This window comes from Agromyces albus (assembly GCF_030815405.1).
Lineage (GTDB): Bacteria > Actinomycetota > Actinomycetes > Actinomycetales > Microbacteriaceae > Agromyces > Agromyces albus_A.
This window is the reverse complement of record NZ_JAUSWX010000001.1, coordinates 3,879,839-3,901,694: the sequence shown is the minus strand read 5'-3', so window position 1 is coordinate 3,901,694 and position 21,856 is coordinate 3,879,839. Positions and strand designations below refer to the sequence as shown.

The 21,856-nt window shown below is 69.8% G+C and carries 16 protein-coding genes; 7 read left to right on the top strand and 9 right to left on the bottom strand.

Going from position 1 to position 21,856, the window contains the following annotated elements:
• Positions 1-143 precede the first annotated feature (143 nt).
• The gene (locus tag QFZ29_RS18510; protein WP_306895905.1) at positions 144-1,172 is read left to right on the top strand and encodes a DUF2804 domain-containing protein; all 1,029 of its coding nucleotides are present in this window, start codon (positions 144-146) and stop codon (positions 1,170-1,172) included.
• A gap of 26 nt (positions 1,173-1,198) precedes the next feature.
• Here QFZ29_RS18510 and QFZ29_RS18505 read toward each other — a convergent pair whose 3' ends face one another.
• The 5 genes from QFZ29_RS18505 to QFZ29_RS18485 form a co-directional block, all read right to left on the bottom strand.
• Complete coding sequence (locus QFZ29_RS18505) at positions 1,199-1,876, bottom strand: TetR/AcrR family transcriptional regulator (RefSeq protein ID WP_306895903.1); 678 nt, start codon at positions 1,874-1,876, stop codon at positions 1,199-1,201.
• A 134-nt stretch (positions 1,877-2,010) separates the two neighbouring features.
• Positions 2,011-2,364 carry a putative quinol monooxygenase gene (locus QFZ29_RS18500; RefSeq protein WP_306895901.1) on the bottom strand — a complete coding sequence of 118 codons (354 nt, stop codon included), beginning with the start codon at positions 2,362-2,364 and terminating at the stop codon, positions 2,011-2,013.
• Positions 2,361-3,176 carry an ATP-binding cassette domain-containing protein gene (locus QFZ29_RS18495; RefSeq protein WP_306895899.1) on the bottom strand — a complete coding sequence of 272 codons (816 nt, stop codon included), beginning with the start codon at positions 3,174-3,176 and terminating at the stop codon, positions 2,361-2,363. The genes QFZ29_RS18500 and QFZ29_RS18495 overlap by 4 nt, the downstream gene beginning before the upstream one ends.
• Positions 3,173-4,213 (bottom strand): ABC transporter permease, encoded by a 1,041-nt coding sequence (locus QFZ29_RS18490; protein WP_306895897.1) that lies wholly within the window; start codon positions 4,211-4,213, stop codon positions 3,173-3,175. The genes QFZ29_RS18495 and QFZ29_RS18490 overlap by 4 nt, the downstream gene beginning before the upstream one ends.
• A 126-nt stretch (positions 4,214-4,339) precedes the next feature.
• Positions 4,340-5,440 (bottom strand): substrate-binding domain-containing protein, encoded by a 1,101-nt coding sequence (locus QFZ29_RS18485; RefSeq protein ID WP_306895895.1) that lies wholly within the window; start codon positions 5,438-5,440, stop codon positions 4,340-4,342.
• A 170-nt stretch (positions 5,441-5,610) separates the two neighbouring features.
• Here QFZ29_RS18485 and QFZ29_RS18480 point away from each other — a divergent pair, with 170 nt between their 5' ends.
• The 3 genes from QFZ29_RS18480 to QFZ29_RS18470 all read left to right on the top strand — a co-directional run bounded on the left by QFZ29_RS18480 (position 5,611) and on the right by QFZ29_RS18470 (position 10,709).
• A complete protein-coding gene (locus QFZ29_RS18480) occupies positions 5,611-6,615 on the top strand; it encodes a LacI family DNA-binding transcriptional regulator (RefSeq protein WP_306896811.1) in 1,005 nt (334 codons plus the stop codon).
• 3 nt (positions 6,616-6,618) lie between these two features.
• Positions 6,619-7,569 carry a carbohydrate kinase family protein gene (locus QFZ29_RS18475; protein ID WP_306895892.1) on the top strand — a complete coding sequence of 317 codons (951 nt, stop codon included), beginning with the start codon at positions 6,619-6,621 and terminating at the stop codon, positions 7,567-7,569.
• 194 nt (positions 7,570-7,763) lie between these two features.
• Positions 7,764-10,709 carry a GH32 C-terminal domain-containing protein gene (locus QFZ29_RS18470; protein ID WP_373426242.1) on the top strand — a complete coding sequence of 982 codons (2,946 nt, stop codon included), beginning with the start codon at positions 7,764-7,766 and terminating at the stop codon, positions 10,707-10,709.
• 478 nt (positions 10,710-11,187) lie between these two features.
• Here QFZ29_RS18470 and QFZ29_RS18465 read toward each other — a convergent pair whose 3' ends face one another.
• Positions 11,188-12,774, bottom strand: a complete 1,587-nt coding sequence (locus tag QFZ29_RS18465; protein WP_306895890.1) for a glycoside hydrolase family 68 protein — start codon at positions 12,772-12,774, stop codon at positions 11,188-11,190.
• Positions 12,775-13,534: 760 nt separating this feature from the next.
• Here QFZ29_RS18465 and QFZ29_RS18460 point away from each other — a divergent pair.
• Complete coding sequence (locus tag QFZ29_RS18460; RefSeq protein WP_306895889.1) at positions 13,535-15,295, top strand: glycoside hydrolase family 32 protein; 1,761 nt, start codon at positions 13,535-13,537, stop codon at positions 15,293-15,295.
• 128 nt (positions 15,296-15,423) lie between these two features.
• Here QFZ29_RS18460 and QFZ29_RS18455 read toward each other — a convergent pair whose 3' ends face one another.
• The 3 genes from QFZ29_RS18455 to QFZ29_RS18445 all read right to left on the bottom strand — a co-directional run bounded on the left by QFZ29_RS18455 (position 15,424) and on the right by QFZ29_RS18445 (position 19,622).
• On the bottom strand, positions 15,424-18,378 hold the full coding sequence (locus QFZ29_RS18455) for a helix-turn-helix transcriptional regulator (RefSeq protein ID WP_306896808.1): 2,955 nt from the start codon (positions 18,376-18,378) through the stop codon (positions 15,424-15,426).
• 71 nt (positions 18,379-18,449) lie between these two features.
• The gene (locus tag QFZ29_RS18450) at positions 18,450-18,635 is read right to left on the bottom strand and encodes a hypothetical protein (RefSeq protein ID WP_306895885.1); all 186 of its coding nucleotides are present in this window, start codon (positions 18,633-18,635) and stop codon (positions 18,450-18,452) included.
• Positions 18,636-18,959: 324 nt separating this feature from the next.
• Positions 18,960-19,622: a pyridoxamine 5'-phosphate oxidase family protein gene (locus QFZ29_RS18445; RefSeq protein WP_306895883.1), complete on the bottom strand. Its 663-nt coding sequence runs from the start codon at positions 19,620-19,622 to the stop codon at positions 18,960-18,962.
• A gap of 85 nt (positions 19,623-19,707) precedes the next feature.
• Here QFZ29_RS18445 and pdxR point away from each other — a divergent pair, with 85 nt between their 5' ends.
• Positions 19,708-21,180 carry a MocR-like pyridoxine biosynthesis transcription factor PdxR gene (pdxR, locus tag QFZ29_RS18440; RefSeq protein ID WP_306895880.1) on the top strand — a complete coding sequence of 491 codons (1,473 nt, stop codon included), beginning with the start codon at positions 19,708-19,710 and terminating at the stop codon, positions 21,178-21,180.
• Positions 21,181-21,336: 156 nt separating this feature from the next.
• Positions 21,337-21,822, top strand: a complete 486-nt coding sequence (locus tag QFZ29_RS18435; protein ID WP_306895878.1) for a DUF4383 domain-containing protein — start codon at positions 21,337-21,339, stop codon at positions 21,820-21,822.
• Positions 21,823-21,856 lie beyond the last annotated feature (34 nt).

The following is a 21,856-nucleotide window of genomic DNA, read 5'->3' as shown; positions in this document are numbered from 1 at the left end:
GAGGCGTCGGCCCTTCCCAGGGCCGGCGCCGCGTCGCGATTCGGGGTGCACGCCTCGTCATGATCCGCTGCGGATTCGCTGCCCTGACACGCGGCCCCCGCAGCAATACACTGTGCACAGGGAGCACGAGATGAGGAGGTCGTGTGGGCGACGCGAACACGCCGCTGACGCACGAGCGTGAGCTCACCGGTCCGGTGACGCTCTGCCTGCCGAATGGCCGACTCGATCCCGAGTCGGTGGGCTGGACCCGGCATCCGCTGCACGACACCTCAGGCATCGGCCGCGGCGGCGTCGGCCGCGGCCGCAACAAGCGCTGGGAATACTGGGTGTTCACCTCACCGCACCTGATCGCGGCCGTCACGATCGCGATGCTCGACTACGCCACCACCTCCAAGGTGTGGGTGCTCGATCGGAGCACGCTCGAGTTCGTCGACAGCGGCGCGACCATGCCGCTTTCGCGGGGCGTGTCGCTACCCCCGTCTCACGGCAGCGGCCCGGCCACGGCGAGCATGCGCGACATCGAGGCCACGATCGTCGAGGAGCGCGGCGGCACGCGAATCCGGGCGGCGAGCGCGCGCGTGACGCTCGACGTGCTCGCCGAGCGGCCCGACGGCCACGAGTCGATGGGCGTGGTGGTGCCGTGGAGCGATCGCAGGTTCGAGTACAGGATGAAGGATGTCGCACGCCCCGCCCTCGGCACCATCACCGTCGACGGCACCCGCCACGACCTTCCGCCGGGCGACAGCTGGGCGGTGCTCGACCACGCCCGCGGACGCTGGCCGTACCGCATGACGTGGTACTGGGGTGCGGCCTCCGGCATCGAGCGCGGGCGACGGCTCGGGTTGCAGCTCGCCGGCGGCGCGACCGACGGCACCGGTTCGACCGAGAACGCGGTCTCGCTCGACGGCCGCCTGCACAAGCTCGGCGACGAGCTCGAGTGGCGCTTCGACCAGGAGGACTGGCTCGCGCCGTGGTCGATCAGGAGCGTTCGCGTCGATCTGCGCTTCGAGCCGCTCTACGAGCGGGCCGAGCGCACCGCGCTCGGGGTGATCTCCTCCGAGACACATCAGTGCTTCGGCACGTATCGCGGCACCGTCACCGACGACTCCGGCGAGATCATCGCGGTCGAGTCGCTGTTCGGATGGGCGGAGTACGTGCGCAACCGCTGGTAGCCGCGGCGCCGCCTCGACCCTCAGGCTCAGGCGCTACGCGCCGGCACGCTGCCGAGCAGGCCGTCGAGCAAGCGATCGATTCCCCACGCGAACTCGTCGTCGGCTCCCGCGGGGAGCGCGAGATGCGCGGTCGCCTCGGTGAGCGGGTAGCGCGAGGCATCCGTCCAGAGGGGGCCGGATGTCGCGCGGCCCGCGCCCTCGGCGGCACCAGCTTCAGCCCCCCGCCCGGCGCGCTCTGCCGCTTCGAGGGCGCTCACGCCGAGCACGTGCGCCCGCACGGCCACGGCGGCCCGCGCGGCGTCGTCGACCGGCAGGCCGGCCTCGACGAACAAGCGGATGAGCGCCTCGCCGAGCGCGAGGGCGTGCGGTCCGTCGAGCGGCCCGCTCGTGACGAGCACCATGGCGCCGGTATGCTCGGCGAGCCTCGCTCGCACGGCGAGCGCGAGGGCGTGCACGCGGTCGCGCCATCCGCTCGACGTGTCGGATGCCCCGGCCACGTCGACGCCCGCGAGGAGCTCTTCGACCATGGCCCGCATGAGCGCGTTCTTCGACGGGAAGTACGTGTAGATCGCGGTGGGCGTGAGCCCGAGCGCCGCCGCCACGCCTCGCACGGAGACCGCGGCGAAGCCCTTCTGCTCGAGGATATCGAACGCCGCGTCGACGATGTCGACCTGGCTGACGCTGCGTCTCGGTCCGGGTCTCATGGTGCTCCTCGGGGTCAGCCACCCACGCTAATGCACGCCGCGGAGGAGCCTGTTCCGTGGGAGCGACCGAACTCGGTCACTCCCACGCGATCCGGGCCCTCCACCGCGAGCGGGACGATCGTGAGAGGAGACGGTCAGCCGAGGCGCCTGAGGAACGTGAGCGCGGAGCGGTCCTCGACGATGAGCGGATGCAGCGCCGCGTTGAACGCCGCACCGTACGACCCCGCGAGGTGGTCGGCGAACGCCTCCCGGTCGCGATAGGCCTCCGTCACGACGAAGCGGAAGCCCACGGGTGCGGGACTTGTCGCGACCACAGCCTCGGCGGGAGCAGGGGCGACGCGGTGCGGCGTGAACTCGAGGCATCCGGGCTCGTTGCGCACCTCGGCCGTGAGCGCGAGGAGGAGGCGCTCGACCTCCTCCTCGCGGCCGGGGAGCGCCGTGAACTCGGCAACGAGTTCGACGACGCCCTCGGGTTTCGACGAGCTCACACGCGGGCCGCGCCGGTCATGATCGCGACCGCGTCGGTCATCGAGTGCGACTCGGGCGTGATCGTGGCTGCGCGCTTGCCGAGCCGCTGGATGTGGATGCGGTCGGCCACCTCGAACACCTGCGGCATGTTGTGCGAGATGAGGATGACGGGGATGCCGCGGTCGCGCAGGTTCTTGATGAGCTCGAGCACCTGCTGCGATTCGCGCACGCCGAGCGCCGCCGTCGGCTCGTCGAGCACGACGACCTTCGACCCGAACGCTGCGGCACGTGCGACGGCGACGGCCTGCCGCTGCCCGCCCGAGAGGTTCTCGACGGCCACCGTGACATCCTGCAGCGTCGAGATCCCGAGCTCCTTGAGCTCGTCCTTCGCCCGCTGCCGCATGCCCTTCTGGTCGACCATGCGGAAGACCGAGCCGAGGATGCCCTTCTTGCGCACCTCGCGACCGAGGAAGAGGTTCGCGGCCACGTCGAGCGCGGGCGAGACGGCGAGGTTCTGGTACACGGTCTCGATGCCGGCGGCGTGTGCGTCCTGCGGACGCTTGAAGTGCACCGGCTTGCCGTCGAGGAAGATCTCGCCCTCGTCGGGGATCTCGGCGCCCGTGAGGCACTTGATGAGCGTCGACTTGCCGGCGCCGTTGTCGCCGATGATGGCGAGCACCTCTCCGGGGTAGAGCTCGAGGCTCACCCCGTCGAGGCCGACGACGCGGCCGAACGTCTTCACGAGGCGCTTGGCGCGGAGGATCGGCGTGCGGCCATCGGATGCCGCTGCAGCCGCCGCTCCGGCAGCGGTGGTGTCGGTGGTGTCGGTCATTTGCGTACCTTTCGAATCCACTGGTCGACGGAGACGGCCACGACGATGAGCACACCGACGGCGAACGTCTGCCAGAGCACGTCGAGCCCCGCGAGCGAGAGCCCGTTGCGGAAGATGCCGACGATGAGCGCGCCGAGGAGCGTGCCCCAAACGGTGCCCCGACCGCCGAAGAGGCTCGTGCCGCCGATCACGACGGCGGTGATCGAGTCGAGGTTGAGGTCGGCGCCGGCGTTCGGCGACGCGGCGTTCGTGCGCCCGATCTGGATCCAGGCGCCGATCACGAGGATCGCGCCGGCCGCGAGGTAGACGCTCATGAGCACCCGGTTCACGCTGATGCCCGCGAGTCGCGCCGCCTCGGGGTCGTCGCCGACCGCGTAGACGTGCCGGCCCCATGCGGTCTTCTGCAGGATGAACGCGAGCACGACGTAGAGGATCAGCATCATGAGCACGCCGATCGTGATGTTCACGCCGCCCAGGTTGAACGTCGCCCCCATCGCGGTGAGGAGGTCGGGCATCTCGCCGCCACGAACGGTCGCGCCGCCGGAGTAGAGCAGCGTGAGCGCGACGAAGATGTTGAGCGTGCCGAGGGTCACGATGAACGGCGGCAGCTTGAGGCGCGTGACGAGGAAGCCGTTGAGGGCGCCCGCGCCGAGCCCGACGACGAGGCCGAGGAAGAGGCCGAGGATGGCCGGCACGCCCATGTGCACCGTGGTCTGGGCGACCACCATCGAGCTGAGCACCATCACCGCTCCGACCGACAGGTCGATGCCCGCGGTGAGGATGATGAGGGTCTGGGCGAGGGCGAGGGTGCCGACCACGGCGACCTGCTGCGTGATGAGCGAGAGGTTGGCCGGGTTCAGGAAGCGGTCGTTGAGCAACCCGAACACGATCACGGCGAGCACGAGCACGATGGCCGGGCTGAGAGCGGGGTAGCGATGCAGGGTGTTGCGGATGCGGCTGAGCGGCGTGCTGCGGTCGAGGAACTCCTCGGCCAGATCGAGCGCCGAGGTCGGCGGCTCTGTGGTTTGCTGACTCACGTTGATTCTCCGATTTCTCAAGGGTGAGGCGGTGCGGATCGGGCGGCTGACGGATGCCGCGGCCCGGGACGGCTCACGCGACATCCGTCGCCCGAACCGCACCGCCTCACGTTGCGGTGCTGGTGATTAGCCCCAGCAGATCTCGCTGCCCTCGGCGGTGTCGATCGACTCGACGCCCTCCTGGGGGTCGTCGGTCACGAGCGCGACACCCGTGTTGAAGAAGTCGAGGCCTTCAGTGGTCTCGGGCTTCTTGCCGGTCTTCACGAGGTCGTGGATCGCCTGCACGCCGAGCTCGGCCATCTTGACCGGGTACTGCTGGCTCGTCGCGCCGATGGTGCCGTCCTTGACGGCATCGATTCCAGCACAGCCGCCATCGACCGAGACGACGACGAGACCGTCGGTGGTGCCGGCTGCCTTGAAGGCCTCGTAGGCGCCGTAGGCGGTGGGCTCGTTGATCGTGTAGACGACGTTGATGTCGGAGTTCTTCGAGAGCAGGGTCTCCGCGGCGGTGCGGCCGCCGTCTTCTGCACCCCCGGATACCTCGTTGCCGACGATCTCGTATTCGCCTCCCGAGTACGTGCCCGTCTTCGCCTCGTCGCCGTTCTTCGTCTCGTCGCCGACGTCGATGCCCATGCCGTCGAGGAAGCCCTGGTCGCGGGCCACGTCGACTGAGACGACCTTGTCGTCGAAGAGGTCGATGAGCGCGATCGTGGCCTTCTCGCCGCCGAGCTTCGCGGCGGTCCACTTGCCGATCTCCTGGCCGGCGAGGAAGTTGTCGGTGGCGAACGTGATGTCCACCGACTCGGGGTCGCCGGGCGGGGTGTCGAGCGCGATGACGTAGAGGCCGGCGTCGCGGGCCTTCACGAGTGCGTCCTCGACGGCGGGTCCGTTCGGCGTGATCAGGATGCCGGCGTCGCCCTTCGAGATGGCGTTCTCGATGGCCTGGATCTGCGTGTCCTCGTCGCCATCCTCCTTGCCGGCCGCGAACGTGAGGTCGACGCCGAGTTCGTCGGCAGCCTCTTCGGCGCCGTCCTGCATGGCGACGAAGAAGGGGTTCGTGCTCGTTTTCGTGATCAGCGAGACGCTGATGTTCTCGTCATCGCCGCCCGCGGTGCCGCCGCCGGTGTCCGAGGACGCGCATCCGGTGAAGGCGAGAGCTGCTGCGGCGGTGAGCGAACCGGCCGTGATGAGTCGGCGACGGAGTGCGCCGGGTGCTGCGTGATTCATCGATGAATCTCCTCTTGTGTGGGTGACCGTTGCCGCCCTGACAACGATGTCATATCTAGGTCTAGCCTCTTTCGTCATGTACAGTCAAGTCCAGATTGCACATTGGGGAGCGAATTGTGACACCGTTGTCAGACCAGAATTCGGCGGCTCACGGTTCCCGCCGCCCGACGATGCGCCAGGTGGCGGCACTCGCCGGCGTCGGCGTGAAGACCGTCTCACGCGTCATCAACAACGAGCCGAACGTCTCGGCAGCGACGATCGCGAAGGTCATCGCCGCGGCCCGCACCCTCGACTACGAGCCCGACCTGCACGCCGGGAACCTGCGGCGTGCCGACGGACGCACCCGCACGCTCGGGCTCCTCGTCAGTAGTGTCGACAACCCGTTCGCCGGCGCCGTGCATCGCGCCGTCGAAGACGTCGCCCTCGAACGCGGCGTCTCGGTCTTCGCCTCGAGCCTCGATGACGACCCCGACCGCGAACAGGCCGCGGTGTCGGCCTTCCTCCGGCGCCGCGTCGACGGTCTCATCCTCACGACCGTCTCCGAGAGCCAGGCCTACCTCGCGCCCGAGCTCCGGCGCGGCACGCCCGTGGTCTTCGTCGACCGCGAGCCCGCCGGCATCACCTCCGACGCCGTCGTGAGCGACAACTACGACGGCGCCGCCCTCGCCACTCGGCACCTGCTCGAGCGTGAGCACCGGCGCGTCGCCTACCTCGGCGACAAGGCGAACATCCGCACCGCTCGCGAACGCCGTCAGGGCTTCCTCGACGAACTCGGCCGTTTCGGCGTCGCCACACGCGACGTGCCCGTCGTCGAAGGCCTCCACGACGCCGAGACCGCGCGGCTCGCGACGCTCGCGCTCTTCGACTCGCCCACTCCGCCGACCGCCATCTTCAGCAGCCAGAACCTCGTGACCATCGGCGTGATCCACGCGCTTCGCGAGCTCGACCGGCATCGTGACACCGCCCTCGTCGGCTTCGACGACGTGCCGCTCGCCGACCTGCTCGAGCCCGGCATCACCGTCGTCGCACAGAACCCGCAGCAGATCGGCCGCGTCGCCGCCGAGCGCGTGTTCGCCCGGCTCGACGGAGACAACTCCCCCGCCGCTCGCACCATCATCCCGACGCGCCTGATCGAGCGCGGCTCGGGCGAGATCGCACCACGCCAGGAAGGCTGACGGATGTCCCACCCCGCCCCCGCTCCATCGACGCAACGGATCACCGTCGTCGGCGACGCCCTCATCGACGAGCTCCGCGATCCCCAGGGATCCCGCGAGTTCGTGGGCGGCGCCGCGCTCAACGTCGCCGTCGGACTCGCGCTCCTCGGCCAAGACGTGACCCTCGTCGCGATGCTCGGCGATGACGAGCCGGCGCAGCACATCCGCTCGTACCTCGACGACTACGGCGTGCGGCTCGTCGAGAGCCCGTCGGCGCTCGGCACCTCGCGGGCGATCTCGGATCGCACCGACGGCGAGCCGCGATACGAGTTCAACGAGGCGGCGCAGCACCGCAGCCTCCGCTTCGACGACGCGACTCGAGCGGCGCTCGACGAGGCCGACCTCGTGGTCGTGAGCTGCTTCCCCTTCGACAACCCCGCGCAGTATGCCGAGCTCGTCGACGCGATCGCGCGGCCCGAGGAGCGGGTCATCGTCGACGGCAATCCCCGGGCCGGCATGCTCGCCGATCGCGCCGCGTTCCTCGAGAACTTCGAGGACTTCGCCTCCCGGTCCCTGCTCGCGAAAGTCGGCGATGAAGACGCCGAGCTGCTGCTCGGCGACTCGCTCGACGCGTTCGTCGCCCGGCTCAGCCGGGATCCCGTGGCCGACGACGCGCCGGGCTTCGGCCCCGCGATCCTCGCGACCGCCGGTCGAGAGGGCGCGACCGTCCATGACGGCCGGCTGGTGGTGCACGCCGACATCGTCGAGCTCTCGGGCCCGGTCGTCGACACGATGGGCGCCGGCGATGCCACCCTCTCGGCGATCGTGCAGCACGTAGCCGAGCGTGGCCTCCCGCAGACGACGATCGCCTGGGAGGCGGCACTCCACGAGGCGATGACCATCGCCGCCGCGACGGTACGCCACGAGGGCGCGCTGCTTCGCACGCCCGCGCACGATCCGGTCTACCCGAGCTGACGTCCGGCCCGGACGCCGGCCGGACGCCCGGTCCTGACGCAGGTCGTGACGACCGCTCGCGGACGTCCGAGACATCCGACGTTCGATGACGCTCTTGCAATGTCCACCGGACAGTGCGTAGCGTCGCGCCGAACGGATTGACAACGATGTCATGGTGACATCGAGAATCGCGCAATGAAGGGCGAAACAACACGATGACGAGCAAAACACGCTGGCGGAACGCCGCCGCGGCGGTCGCCGTTGCGGCACTCTCGCTGGGCACGTTGGCGGCTGTGCCTGCGATGGCCGAGGAGCCGGCGCCAGACCCGGCTGCGGAGCAGTACCGGCCGTACCTGCACTTCTCACCGGAACGCAACTGGATGAACGATCCGAACGGCCTCGTCTACGACGACGGCACGTGGCACCTCTTCTTCCAGCACAACCCGTCCGGCACCCGCTGGGGCAACATGAGCTGGGGCCACGCGACGAGCAACGACCTCGCGCACTGGGAGGAGCAGCCGGTTGCGATCCCGCAGACCTTCGACGAGCAGGGCGCGGCGATCGAGGACATCTTCTCGGGCTCGGTCGTCGTCGACGAGGGCAACACGAGCGGCTTCGGCACGGCCGAGGATCCGCCGATGGTCGCGATCTACACGAGCGCGTACACCCCGGCGCATCCGACGCACGCCGGCAAGCAGGCGCAATCGCTCGCCTACAGCACCGACGACGGCCAGACCTGGACGAAGTACGAGGGCAACCCCGTGGTCGACCGCGACTCGGCGAACTTCCGCGACCCGAAGGTGATCCGGTACACGGATGCCGCGACCGGCGAGGCGTACTGGGTGATGGTGGCGGTCGAGGCGCTGCAGTACAAGGTCGTGCTGTATCGCAGCGACGACCTGAAGACCTGGACCCATCTCAGCGACTTCGGCCCGGCCAACGCGAAGGGCGGCATCTGGGAGTGCCCCGACCTGTTCCCGCTCGCGGTCGACGGCGATCCGGCGAACACGAAGTGGGTCATGGTCGTGAACCTCAACCCCGGTTCCGTCGCGGGCGGCTCGGGCGGCCAGTACTTCGTCGGCGAGTTCGACGGCACGACCTTCACCTCGGAGAGCACCGTCGCCGACGAGACGCTGCCGACGGGTGAGGTGTTCGCTGGCTTCAACGGCGGCGACTACGAGGGCTGGACCGTCGCCAACGAGCCCGGCAACTGGGCGAACGGCCCCTGGACGGATGCCCCGGCCGCCGGGACCCTGCCCGGCCAGAACCCCGTCTCTGGCTTCGTGGGCGCGGGGCTCGTGAACGGCTTCGCCGACCACGACTGGCCCGTGGGCACGATGGAATCGCCGGCGTTCACGATCGACGAGCCGCACGTGAACCTGCTCGTCGGCGGCGGCAACCACCCGCACGTCGACGGCACGCAGCTCGGCAACGAGCCGCCCGCGGGGCGCCTGCTGTTCGACGGGTTCGAGTTCGCCGACGGCACGACCCTCGCCGACACCGGCTGGGCGGCGACGGGCGACTTCACCACCGAGCCGTGGCGCAACCCATCGACGGCCGGCGGCGACTACCACCTCGGTCAGAAGCGCATCAACACCTGGGAGGGCGGCCCCAAGGGCGACGACAACCTCGGCGACCTCACGTCGCCGGCGTTCACGATCGCCGATGGTGAAGACCACCTGTCGTTCCTCGTCGGCGGCGGCAAGCGATTCAACGGCACCCTCGAGGTACGCCTCCTCGTCGACGGCGAGGTCGCACGCACGGCCACCGGTCCCGAGGCCGGCCAGCTCAACTGGCAGTCGTGGGATGTCTCGGAGTTCGCCGGTCGCGACGCGAGCTTCCAGGTGCACGACGACGCGACGGGCGGCTGGGGTCACCTCACCGTCGACCATCTCGTGCTCGGAGCGGAGCCCGCGCAGGCTCGCTCCGAAGAGACCTCGGTGAACCTCGTCGTCGACGGCGAGATCGTGCGCACCACGACCGGGCGGAACAGCGAGAGCCTCGACTGGACGTCGTGGGACGTTTCGGAGTTCGCCGGGCGTGAGGCATCCGTTCGCATCATCGACAACAACCGCTTCGGATGGGGTCACGTGCTCGTCGACGAGGTGATGTTCTCGGATGCCCCTGCCGCGCCGCGCATCGAGGGCTACGACTGGCTCGACTGGGGCCGCGACTACTACGCGACGGTCTCGTTCAGCAACGCGCCCGACGATCGCCGCGTGATGCTCGGCTGGATGAACAACTGGGACTACGCCAACGACATCCCCACGGGTTCGTGGCGGAGCGCGATGGCCCTGCCTCGTGAGGTGTCGCTCGTCTCGACCGCGCGCGGCCCGCGCCTCACGCAAGACGTCGTGCCCGAGTTCGACGAGCTCGAGCAGACGGAGCTCGCGTATACGGATGCCTCGCGCCCCATCGCGTCGGGCTCCGAGACGCTGCCCGTCAAGGGTGAGGTCGTGCGCATCGACGCGGTGATCGCGCCGGGCGACGCCGAAGCGGTCGGGCTCAGCGTGCTCGGAGACGACGAGTCGGCGACGCGGATCGGGTACGACGCGGCATCCGCTCGCCTCTTCGTCGATCGCCGTGACTCGGGGAGCACGGGCTTCCACCCGGCATTCGCCTCGCTCGACGACGCGCCGGTCGCGCTCGACGACGGGCGCCTCGCGCTCACCGTGTACGTCGACCGCTCGTCGGTCGAGGTGTTCTCGGGCGACGGACGCACGACGATCACCGACCAGGTGTTCCCGAACGCGGGCGCCGATGCGATCGGCCTCTGGGCCGAGGGTGACGGCGCGACGCTCGAGTCGCTCACCGTCACGCCGATGCACGGGGCGATGTACGCAGAGGCGGGTGTCGACGGCGCGACGGCGGCACCGCCCGTCGCGCAGGTCTCGGCGCTCACCGGCCCGAAGCGCGGGCCCGACGCCGACGGCGACTTCGTCGTCAAGGTGAAGGTCGGTCAGGGCGAGCCGACGACCGTGGTTCGCCTGCTCGAGGACGGCCACGTGATCGACCGCGTGTACCGCAGCTCCGACTCGGAGCGCGTGGTCGCCTTCGCGATCACGGATGCCGCGCCTGGCGAGCATCGGTACACGGTCGAGCTCGAGAACTCGGCCGGCACCACCGACGGGGGCAGCCTCGTCGTGCGAGTCGCCGGTTGAGCCGTGCGGGTGGGATGCGGCGCTGCTGACCGCCGCATCCCACCCGCTGTCGGAACGACGCGACTCGAGGACTCGTGGGCTAAACGTCCGACGAAAGCTTGACGGCATTCCGTGAGAGCGTGTAGCATCGCCGCATTCGCTGACAACGATGTCATCCTGACATCGCCAATTCCCCCAACGAAGGCGACTCCCCCAATGACGACGAAAACCGACTGGCGTACCGCCGCCGCCGCGGCCGGAGCAGTTGCTGCACTCGCCGCGCTCGGCGTGCTCGCAGTAGGCATCATGGGCGCCATGCCCGCGTTGGTCCTCTAGACCACGCCATACCGCGCCCGGCGAGCCCCCGACCCGCGACGCACAACCCGAAACACCGCCACAGCAGGCATGCGGGTGGGACGCGGCATGCTGACCGCCGCCTCCCACCCGCACTCGGATGCCCCGAGGCCCGACGGCCTCGGAGCATCCGTGCCCGCGGTTGCTATTGCACCTTGCCGCCAGGATTGACGTCGATGTTCGCCGGGATGTCAGCCCAGCCTCCCAAGCCGTCGCCGCCGTAGGAGTAGTCGACGGCGCTGCTGGCACCATCGAGGTCGATCTTCACGGTCGGGGCGAGCGTGCCGCCGCGCACGAAGTTGTCGCTCGTACCGATCGTGTCGATGAACGACTGCACCAGCCCACCCGGCATGACGTAGTGCGAGTACGCCTGGAAATGACCGGGGTGCTGGTTGAAGTCGGGTGCGAACGGCTGGCCACCGGCGAAGTTCAGGTTCGTCGGATTGCCGAGCGCCAGGCCCGAACCACTGTTCAGCGGCTGGAAGTCGCTACGGATACCGTCGCCGACGAATGCGTAAACGCCCTCGGGTCCGTCGAGGCCCTCCGCGAACGTGCTGCGGTGGCTGATCGTGAAGAGGTAGGACTTTCCGTCCTTGAACACGAACTGCGGCCGCTCGGTCTGGTCGGTGACGCAGTTCGCCGAGAGGATCGGCGGCAGGAACTCCCATTCGGTGAGCTCGTCGTTCTTCGCCTTCGCGAGGCCGATGTTCCCGATGTTGAGGGTCGCATCCGAGGCATTGACCTCCTCGACCGTCTCGGCATTGGGGTCGCCCTCGCGGTAGCCGAGGTCCTCCTCCGTGCACTGCGCGGATTCGCGCTCCATGGCCGAGTTGCCCTCGAAGACCATGTAGGTCTCGCCCGGGTGCGCCGGGTCCTCGAAGGTGAACGGGTCGCGGAAGTTGAAGAACGGGTTCTGCTCACCGGTCTGGTAGTACGTGCCATCAGCCTGGAGGAGGTCGGTGACCTTGTCGAACCCCGTGAGCTTCACGCCGTTCTTGTTGGCGTGCGCCTTGCCGACGCTGAGCGCGATGCGCGGGTCGTACGGCTTGACGTCGTTCCCGGCGGCGTCACGGTAGAAGGCGACATCCGTGAAGAAGAGCTTGATCTCGCCGCCCTTCATGATGCGCGCGGATCCCGACCACTGGGTCTGGTGGCTGTACGACTGGTCCTCGAAGATCTGCCCCGTGACACCCTCGTCGAAGACGAGGCCGCCGTAGGTCCAGCCGCCGTTCTCGGGCCGCTCCTCGGCCGGAATGCCGGCCGGACGGAAGAAGTAGCCGATCTTCGCGAAGACGTGGCGGTCGTCGAAGCCGAGGCTGCGGTCGGCCACGAGCGAGAAGATGATCTCCTGGCCGTTGATGCTGTACTGGTTGCCGTCCTCATCGGTCAGCGGCCAAGTGTCCCAGACCCACACCTCGCCGTTCGACATGTCGGGGAAGTCCTGCGGAACCTCCGGCATGGTGAGCGCGTCGGGCATGGAGTTCTCACGGGGGCCCGCAGTCGGGTCCGACAGCCGCTGGAGCTGCCGGGCATCGGCGCGGGTCCACTTCGCGGTGAAGTCGTCCTCGGGTGCGTACGCCTCCTGGGTGTGCACGGTGGGCTCCGGGCCGGGCTGCACATCCGGGGCAGCAACGGCTCCGGCCGTGCCGGTGAAGAGGGTCGCGACCAGAACTCCGGTCGTGACCACTCCTCCGGTGATCAGGCGCTTGAAGCGCCGAGTGGGTGTTGACATGTACTCGCCTTTCATAGTGAAGGGACCGGCTGCTGCCCGATCCGCGGGAATTCGATCTCCCGAGACACGGTCGTGGCCATGGCCGCGCGCAGTCGGCATCCGACGAACGGTTCGTCCGTGGATGGGTGGAGGATCCCAACGCGGGACCATCCGTGGATCGCCGCGGCGTGTGCGGCGATTGCGGGGACGGATGCGGCGACCGTACGTGGTCGCGGTCACGGCATCCGACTCCGCAGTGCCCGACTCGTTCGGCGTCAGCCGATCGATCGGGAGTCGTCGTGCGTCATCAGTCGGCGAACGGAGTCGTCGGTATGCGCACGGCGCGAGCTGGATATGGCGTGCTCGATGCACAGTGTGATGTGTTCACGTTCTTCGCTCTCCTTCGTGACCGATCTGAGCGGTGGACGAATCCTCGAGAACGTGACGTTGCGCTTCCCCCGAGACAGGAACCTATGCGCAGGCTCAGAACGCTGTCAAGTCACAACCGGGGACGCCGAAATCGATGCGTTCGCATGGAGATCGGATTGATCGCCGCCCTGTCGCCGATGGTCGCGCTCTCATTCGTTCGAGATTCGAGGAGAAGTTTGCAAAACGATTTGGTCGGGGTTAGCGTGGCCACCGATTCCTTGACTGGCGCTTGCGCTTCTCCCAACAGACAGCTGCGAAGCCGCACGGCCGATTTCGACGGACGCCCTTGCAAGACGGACGGCCTTGCAAGTGGGCTCGAGTGTCGGCGGTGTTCGAACCACGACGGAAGATCATGAACCCAGCACACCCACGCGACGCGCCGCCGGGCGCGCCCGAGCGTGCTCGGGAACGACCACGACCGAGACCCGCCGCGTGGCTCGCCGCTGCGCGTTCGCGCTTGCGGCGCTGGCCGCGATCGCTCACCTGGGTGATCGTCGCGGTCGTGGCGGCCACCGGCGTGGTGCTCGCACTCGTGCTGGCCCCCGGCGGCCGTTCGGGTGGGCCCGCGCCGACCCCCGAGGCATCCGCTGGCCCAGCGCCTGAGTACCAGCGCCCTGCGGACTGGTCACCGTACCGCCCGGCGGTGCACCTCACGCCCGGTGAGCGCTGGATGAACGACCCGCAGCGGCCGTTCTGGCTCGATGGCCGCTGGCACTACTACTACCTCTACAACGGCGACTACCCCGAGGGGAACGGCACCGAGTGGTACCACGCGACCTCCACCGACCTCGTGCACTGGCGCGAGGAGGGCGTCGCGATCGAGAAGTACGACAACGGACTCGGCGACATCGAGACCGGCAGCGCCGTGATCGACACCGAGAACACCGCCGGCTTCGGCGCCGGGGCCGTCATCGCCATCATGACCCAGCAACTCGAGGGCGTCCAGCGGCAGTCGCTCTTCGTCTCGACCGACGGCGGCTACCGGTTCGAGCCGTACAAGCGCAACCCCGTCATGGACAACCCCGGCGAAGCCCACTGGCGCGACCCGAAGATCATCTGGGACGACGCGAGCGGGGCGTGGCTCATGGTCCTCGCCGAGGGGAACAAGCTCGGGTTCTACACCTCACCCGACCTCAAGGACTGGACCTACCGCTCGGCATTCGCACGCGACGACGTCGGCATCCTCGAGTGCCCCGACCTGTTCCAGATGTCGGTCGACGGTGACCCCTCGAACACGAAGTGGGTGCTCGCAGCCGGCGTCAACGGCGGCGAGCACGGCATGACGACCGGCACCGCCTACTGGACGGGCGAGTGGGACGGCACGTCGTTCGTCGCCGACGACGAGGAGCCCGCCTGGCTCGATCGCGGCGCCGACTTCTACGCGACCGTCACCTGGGACGACCCTCGCCTGCCCGAGGCCGAACGGCTCGGGTCCAGGTACGCGATCGGCTGGCTCAACAACTGGGCGTACGCCGGCGACCTCCCGACCGACGACTGGCACGGCGGCGCCGACTCGATCGTGCGCGAGCTCGGGCTCCGCAACGTCGACGGGCGGCCGACGCTCGTCTCGACGCCTGCCGGCGCGCTCGACTCGCTCGAGGGTGAGGCGGAGACCCGCACCGATCTGCGCGTGACGGATGCCGCAACGGATGCCGCAGCCACACGGCTCCCCCCGCCGAGCTCCGACGCCTACCGGCTCCGCCTCGAGGTCGCGCCCGACCCGCGCGACCCGGCGTCGGAGGTGCGGTTCCGCATCAAGGAGGGCGACGGCTCGTTCGCCACGGTCGGCGTCGACTTCCGGGCGGGCGTCGCCTTCGTGTCACGCGAAGCGGATGCCGCAGCCGCCGACATGCCCGACGTCTACCGCGAGACGCGCACGGCTCCCGCGCCGTCTCGCGACGGGGTCGTGACCCTCGATGTCGTCGTCGACGCCTCCTCGGTGGAGGTCTTCGTGAACGACGGCGAGTCGGCGTTGTCGAGCCTCGTCTTCGGTGCGCCGGGCGCAAACGGGCTCTCGGTCGAGTCGGTCGGCGGGATCACCAACGTCAGCTCCTTCCGGCTCGCGCCGCTCGCGATCGCGAAGGTCGAGCGGGCTACGGACGTCGCGGGCTGAGTCAGCGCGCCGCGCGCACTCATTCCAGTCGCCGAATCGAGTTGCCACTTGAGGCCGCGAGGACGAGATCAATGCGGCCAGAACTGGCAACTCGGGGTGACCTGGCGCGCACGGCTGCCCGGCGCGCGTCAGCTCAGCGCGCCCGCCCGGTACGCCGCTTCGGTGCGGGTCGCGGCGCCGAGCTTGCGGAGGATCGCCGAGACGTGCACGCTCGCCGTCTTGCCGCTGATGAAGAGGCGCTCGCCGATCTGCCGGTTGCTGAGACCCTCGGCGATGAGTTCGAGCACCTGGCGCTCGCGCGCGGTGAGCTCTGCCGTCGCCGCAGTCGCCGGATCGGCCACGCCCGCCGCTGTGCCGCCGTCGGCGGCCGTCGATCCATCGTCGAGACCGAGCCCTGCCGCCCCGCAGACCCGCACGACGCGGTCACGCACGGCGCCCACGCCACTCGATTCGGAGACGTCGAACGCCGCTTGCAGCGTCGCGCGCGCCGCGACCCGGTCGCCCGCCGCGAGCTCCGCCTCGCCCTGTCGGAGCAGGGCGTACGCGGCGAGGTAGACCGGGGCCGTGGGACCTGCAGCGACGGTGACCGCATCGCGCCACGCCGCGATGTCGGTGCCGGGCCCCTCGGATGCCGCGCCGGCGAGCTCGGCCTCGAAGAACGCACCCCACAGCGGCTGGCTCGGCCAGAACCCGAAGCGGCCGAGAAGCGAGCGCAGGGCCGGCTCGGCCGCGGCGATCTCGGACGCGGTGTCGGCCGGCACGGCGTCGGGGTGTCGGTGCGCGTCGGCGATGAGGCGCCCGCCCGCCCAGATGATCGGCAGTGCATAGCCCGGCAACGGGAGTAGTCGTTCATGCAGGAGGCCGCGAACCTCGCGCCAGGCTGCAACGAGATCGCCGTTCGCGAGGGCGATGTCGGCGGCGACCCGCGCGACGCCGAGTCGCGTCTGCATCTCGACCTCCATGATGGGGGCCATGAAGCTGCGCGACGCCCGCAAGGCTTCAGCGGCTGCGGCCGGGTCGCCTCGCCAGAGCAGCGACCAGATGCGCGCGCGCTGCAGGTAGGCGGTGAACGGGGCCGGCGGGTCGAGGGCGATGGCGCGATCGATGAGCTCTTGCGCACGGTCCCACTCGCCGAGAGCGAAGAGGGGATCGACGGCATTGGAGGCGAGGATGACGCCCGAGCTGCGCTCGACGCCTTGCGTGCGCGCGGCCGCGAGACCCTCTTCAGCGAGCCGCACCGCTTCGCGATGATTGCCGACGAGGTAGTGCAGGTCGGAGGCGTTCACCCAGTACCGCAGCAGCGCGCCGCCATCACCCTCGGCGAGCACGCGGGCGCGCTCGAGCACCTCGATGCCATGCTCGACCTCGCCTCGCTGGGCTCGGCTCACGCCGGCGATGTTCGTGGCGATCGACGCGAATCGCGGCGACCCGATCTCGAGCGCCATGTCGAGCGCCCGCTCGGCCGTCTCGAGCGCCTCGTCGAGACGGCCTTCGATCATGAGCCGCCCGGCGAGCCCCGTGTAGGTGGTGGTTCGCAGTTCGCTCGGTTCGTCGCCGAGCACCTCGAGGGCCTCTTCGAGCAGGGGAATCGACCCACCGCGTCCGACGTTCGCGAGGTTGAGCGCCTTGTCGCGCAACAGTCTCGGATAGTGCGGATCGTCGCGCGGGCATTCGGCGAGCGCGGCCTTCACGAGGGCGAGGCTGCGTTCGCCCTCCCCTGCGTTGCGCAGGTGCGAGGCGGTGCGGCCCATGAGCTCGAGCTTGCCCATGCCGGCGGCCTGCTTTGGATCGGGCACGACGTCCCACAAGCCGAGGGCGCGTTCGCCGAGCTGGGCTGCGGTCTCATAGGCGGCGGCGTCACGAGCCTCACGCATCGCCTGCATCGTCGCGGGGAACGCTCGCACCGCGTCGTGCGCACCGAGCCAGTGGAAGGAGATCTCGGCCGCGAGTCGCCTCGTGCCGGCCGCAGCCATCGCCTCGTAGGCCTCGGCGTATCGCGCATGGAAGCGCGCGCGCTCACCCGGAAGCAGGTCGGAGAGGATCGCCTCACGCACAAGTGCGTGGCGGAAGGCGTAGTCGTCGCCCTCGATCGTGAGCACTCCGAAGAGCACACTCTGACGAGCCGCGGCGTCGAGTTCATCTGCTGTGCCGGCGTAGACCTTGGACAACAGGGCGTGGGAGACACGCACGCCGCCAGTGGAGATGAGGCGCAGCAGCTCTTGGGCCGATTCGGGCAGACGTTCGTAGCGGGCGAGCAGGAGCTCACGGAGGGTGTCGGGCACGAAGCCCTCGTCGCGGCATCCGTCGATGCCGACGAGCTCTTCGACGAAGAACGGCACGCCGTCGCTGCGGCGGAACAGCGTGTCGAGCACGCTCTGGCTCGGTGTCGTGTCGACGATGAGGGACTTCGCGAGCTTGCGCACCTGCGCACGGGTGAGCCGGCTGAGCTCGAGGCGCTCGACCCAGCGGTCGCGCTCGGCTTCGGAGAGGAATGCCCGCACCGGGTGGCCTCGCGTGACGTCTTCGGTGCGGTAGCTCAGCACGGTGAGCACGCGGCTCGACCCGAGCGCGCGCATGAGGAAGCGCAGCAGCGCGAGGCTCGCCGCGTCGATCCAGTGCAGGTCTTCGATGACGAACACGATGGGCCGCTCGCGCGAGAACGTCTCGAGGAGCACCGCGATGGCCTCGTGCAGCTGGCTGGCGGCCGCGCCAGCCGGCGCCGGCGCAGTGTCGGTGTCGGCACCGGATGCCGCGAGCTCGGGCAGGAGCGCCACGAACGCGGCGCGCCCGGGGCCGACCGCCTCGAGCACGCGATCGGCGCCGACCTCGGAGACGAGGGTGCGCAATGCGGTCTTCACCGGCGCATACGGCGCAGCGACGCTGCCGAGGTCGACGCACTGACCGGCGAGCAGTCGGACGTCTGACGCGAGCCCCGCCGTGAACTCGCGCACGAGCCGGGTCTTGCCGATGCCCGCCTCGCCGCCGATGATGACGGTGAACGGGGCGCCGGCACGCACCTCGTCGAGGCGTGCTTCGAGCCTCGCGAGGTCGGCGTGTCGGCCGATCATGGCCGGCGCTGACATGGTCACTGATTCATCGTCCCACGTACCGCCGACACCGAGGGAGGCCGCGTCGGGCACGGCGACCCGCGCAGTCATCGCAGGGCGAGGCGCACCGCGAAGTGGTGTCCGCGGTTACGGCTCGGCGCCGCCTCGGGCGACGACGTCGCGTCGCCCGAGCGCCGCTCCTCGATGCTGCGTCGCACGGCGAGCTCCCGCTCGGAGCGGTGCACGTCGGCGCGGTGCATCTGCAGGGCGACGAGATCAGCCGAGAACTGCATGATTCCTCCAGGTTTTCGATCCGGCCTCTCCGACCGGATGTCTCCAGCGTGCTCGCTAAGGCCCCACCCGCTCATCGGGCGATCGCCCTATTTCTCCATACGAGGAGGCGGGCGCGCCTCAGACCGTGGAGTTCCACGGCCTGAGGAGGGTGTGGGGTCGAGCGCGACTGGTCGTTTCTTCAGCTCAGCGCTGCAGCGTCGGCGTACGGTGGTAGCCGTCGCGCCGGAACTGCACGAACGCAGCGGCGATCGCCAGTGCGGCGATCAGTCCGATGACGAGCATGGTTGCGAACATCACGCACCCCCTTTCCAGCAGTCGAGTCTTCAGTTCGCGGCATTCGATGTCGCCAGTGCCGCCACCGATTTCGGTGTCAGGGTGCCGGCAGGTGTCAGCCCGGAGGGAACAGGCGCTCCCCAGGCGCGCCCGAGCGGCACCACGCCGGCCCAGGTCGTGTGGTCCTCGCCGTCGTCGGCCGCCTCCGACGGCCCGGCTGCGCGCACCTTCATGACCACGTCGTCGAGCGAGAGGCGCAGCACGCGAGTGGCCGCGACCTCCTTGCGGGTCATCGCGCGCACTTCGGCGGAGCGGCCCGGCATGAGCTTCTCCGAGAGTGCCAACAGGGCGGCATCCGCTCGCTCGCCCTCGACCGGTTCGAGCACCCCGTAGACGACCGCGCTGCGGTAGTTCATCGAGCTGTCGAAGAGCGAGCGCGCGAACACGAGCCCGTCGAGCGCGGTGACGGCGAAGGCCACCATCGCCCCCTCGGCCGCGGCGCGCAGGGCGAACCCGCCGCCGGTCGAGCCGTGCACGAGCACGTGCTCGCCGTCGCGCGCGAATCCCATGGGCACGACGACGGGCGTGCCGTCGACGGATGCCGCGAGGTGGCCGACGAGCTCGCTGTCGAGCAGCTCGAAGAGCGCGTCGCGGTCGTGGGTCTGGCGCTCGGCGAGGCGGCGGATGCGACGCTGGGCACTGGTGTTCGTCATGGTCACGCTGCTAGTGTCGCGGGCATACTGGTCGCCTCGGCAGTCCACTTCACGCGGCAACGACCAGTCCAGTTGAGGAGGACGCATGGACGGCCCCCTGCTCGTCATCGACCGCGACGCTGCCCAGCCGATCGGGGTGCAGCTCGTCGCCGGACTTCGGCGCGGCATCCTCACGGGTTCGCTGCGCCCCGGCGATCCGGTTCCGTCGACGCGGGCGCTCGCGTCGGAGCTCGGCGTCTCGCGCAGCGCGGTCGTCGCGGCGTTCGAGCAACTCGCCGGCGAGGGCTACCTCGAGATGCGGCAGGGCGCGGCCACGCGCGTCGCGGCGATCGAGCATGATCGGGCGGCGGTCGCGGCGAGCCCGATTGCTCCAACGGCACCGACGAAGCCGGGCCGGCAGGCGGGCGGATCGACGGATGCCGCGGCGCCTCCGCCGAGTGCCGATGGCACCATCCGCGCGCACGTCGACCTGCTTCCCGGGCGCCCCTCGACCGCGCGGCTCGACACCCGCGCCTGGCGCGCGGCCTGGCGGCACGCCGCATCGCTCGAGATCCCCGCAGGGCCGCCGCTGCCGTTCGGGGTGCCGCGCCTCCGCGCCGAGATCGCCGACCACTTGCGGCAGGCCCGCGGGGTGGCGTGCTCGGCCGACGACGTCGTCGTCACGGCGGGAACGAGCGAGGCCGTGGCACTCGCGGCATCCGCTCTCCGCCTGGTGGTCGACGGCATGCCCGTGATTGCCGTCGAACATCCCGGCTACCCTTCGGCTCGGCGGACGCTCGAGCACCGCGGCGCCCGCACGGTGCCGGTGGCCGTCGACGCCGACGGACTCGTCGTCGAGTCACTCGCACGGATGCCACCTCCGCTGCATGCCGTCATGGTCACGCCGAGTCACCAGTACCCGCTCGGCGGGCGCCTTCCCGTGGCCGCGCGGCTCGAGTTGCTCGAGTGGGCGCGCGCCGCCGGCGCGCTCGTCATCGAAGACGACTACGACAGCGAGTTCCGCCACCTCGGCGCTCCCCTGCCCGCGCTCGCCTCGCTCGATCGCGGCGAGCGCGTCGTGCTCGTTGGCAGCTTCTCGAAGGTGCTGACGCCTTCGCTCCGGCTCGGCTACCTCGTGCTGCCGCGGGGCTCGGGGCTTCGCGAGGCGATCGGCGACATCCGGGCCGACGAGCCGTGCCCGGTGCCCGGCGTCGCGCAAGAGGCGGTCGCTGCGCTGCTCGCGAGCGGGGCCGTGCGCCGGCACATCGCGGTGACCCGGCGCGACTACGCGCACCGGCGGCGACTCGTGCTACATGCCCTCGACGGCATAGACCGGGCACCGCTCTCGGGACTCGACGGCGGCCTGCATGCGGTGGTGGGGCTCGCGAGCCACGCGGCATCCGTCGCCGTCGTCGCCCGGCTCGCCGCCGAAGGGGTGGCCGTCGCGCCCCTCGCCGACTACTCGGCGGTGCCAGGAGACGAGCAGCCCGGCATCGTGTTCGGGTACGCGGGCCCCGGCGACACGCTGCTCGCCGAGGGCCTCGATCGCATTCGCGAGGCACTGCTCGCGCTCGCCTGAGCACACCGGCTATGGCGGGGGCGAATTGCTCACATCAGCGTGGAAAGCGTGGACCGGACTCCCAGCGAATGTCAAGGGTCTACGCAAATGGGGCCACTCGTGGTGCAGTTGAACTGCAGTCGCGACGAGATCGCGACCAACCGAAGGAGGCAGACCATGAGTGAAACCAGGAGCGTCGCCGACCGCGGCTACGCAGAGACCGCAGTGCAGAAAACCGCACTGGTCGTCGGGATCGTGTTCCTCCTCGTCGGCATCGCCGGATTCATCCCCGGACTCACGACCGGCGTCGAGACCATGACCTTCGCAGGCCACGAATCAGGTGCCCTGCTCCTCGGTGTGTTCCAGGTGTCGATTCTCCACAACATCGTGCACCTGCTCTTCGGTGTCGCCGGCTTGGCCTTCGCCCGAAGCGCAGCCGGATCGCGGAACTTCCTGATCTGGGGCGGCGTGGTGTATCTCGTGCTCTGGGTCTACGGCCTCATCGTGACCGGTGACAACCCCGCGAACTTCGTGCCGATGAACGCCGCAGACGGCTGGCTGCACCTCGTGCTCGGCGTCGGCATGGTCCTTCTCGGCATATTCGTCGGGCGGAACCTGGCGACGACCAGGGCGCGCACGCCACGCGGACGCACAGCAGTATGACCGCGGCGTGATCGAGCCAGGTGGTCGGTCGGAA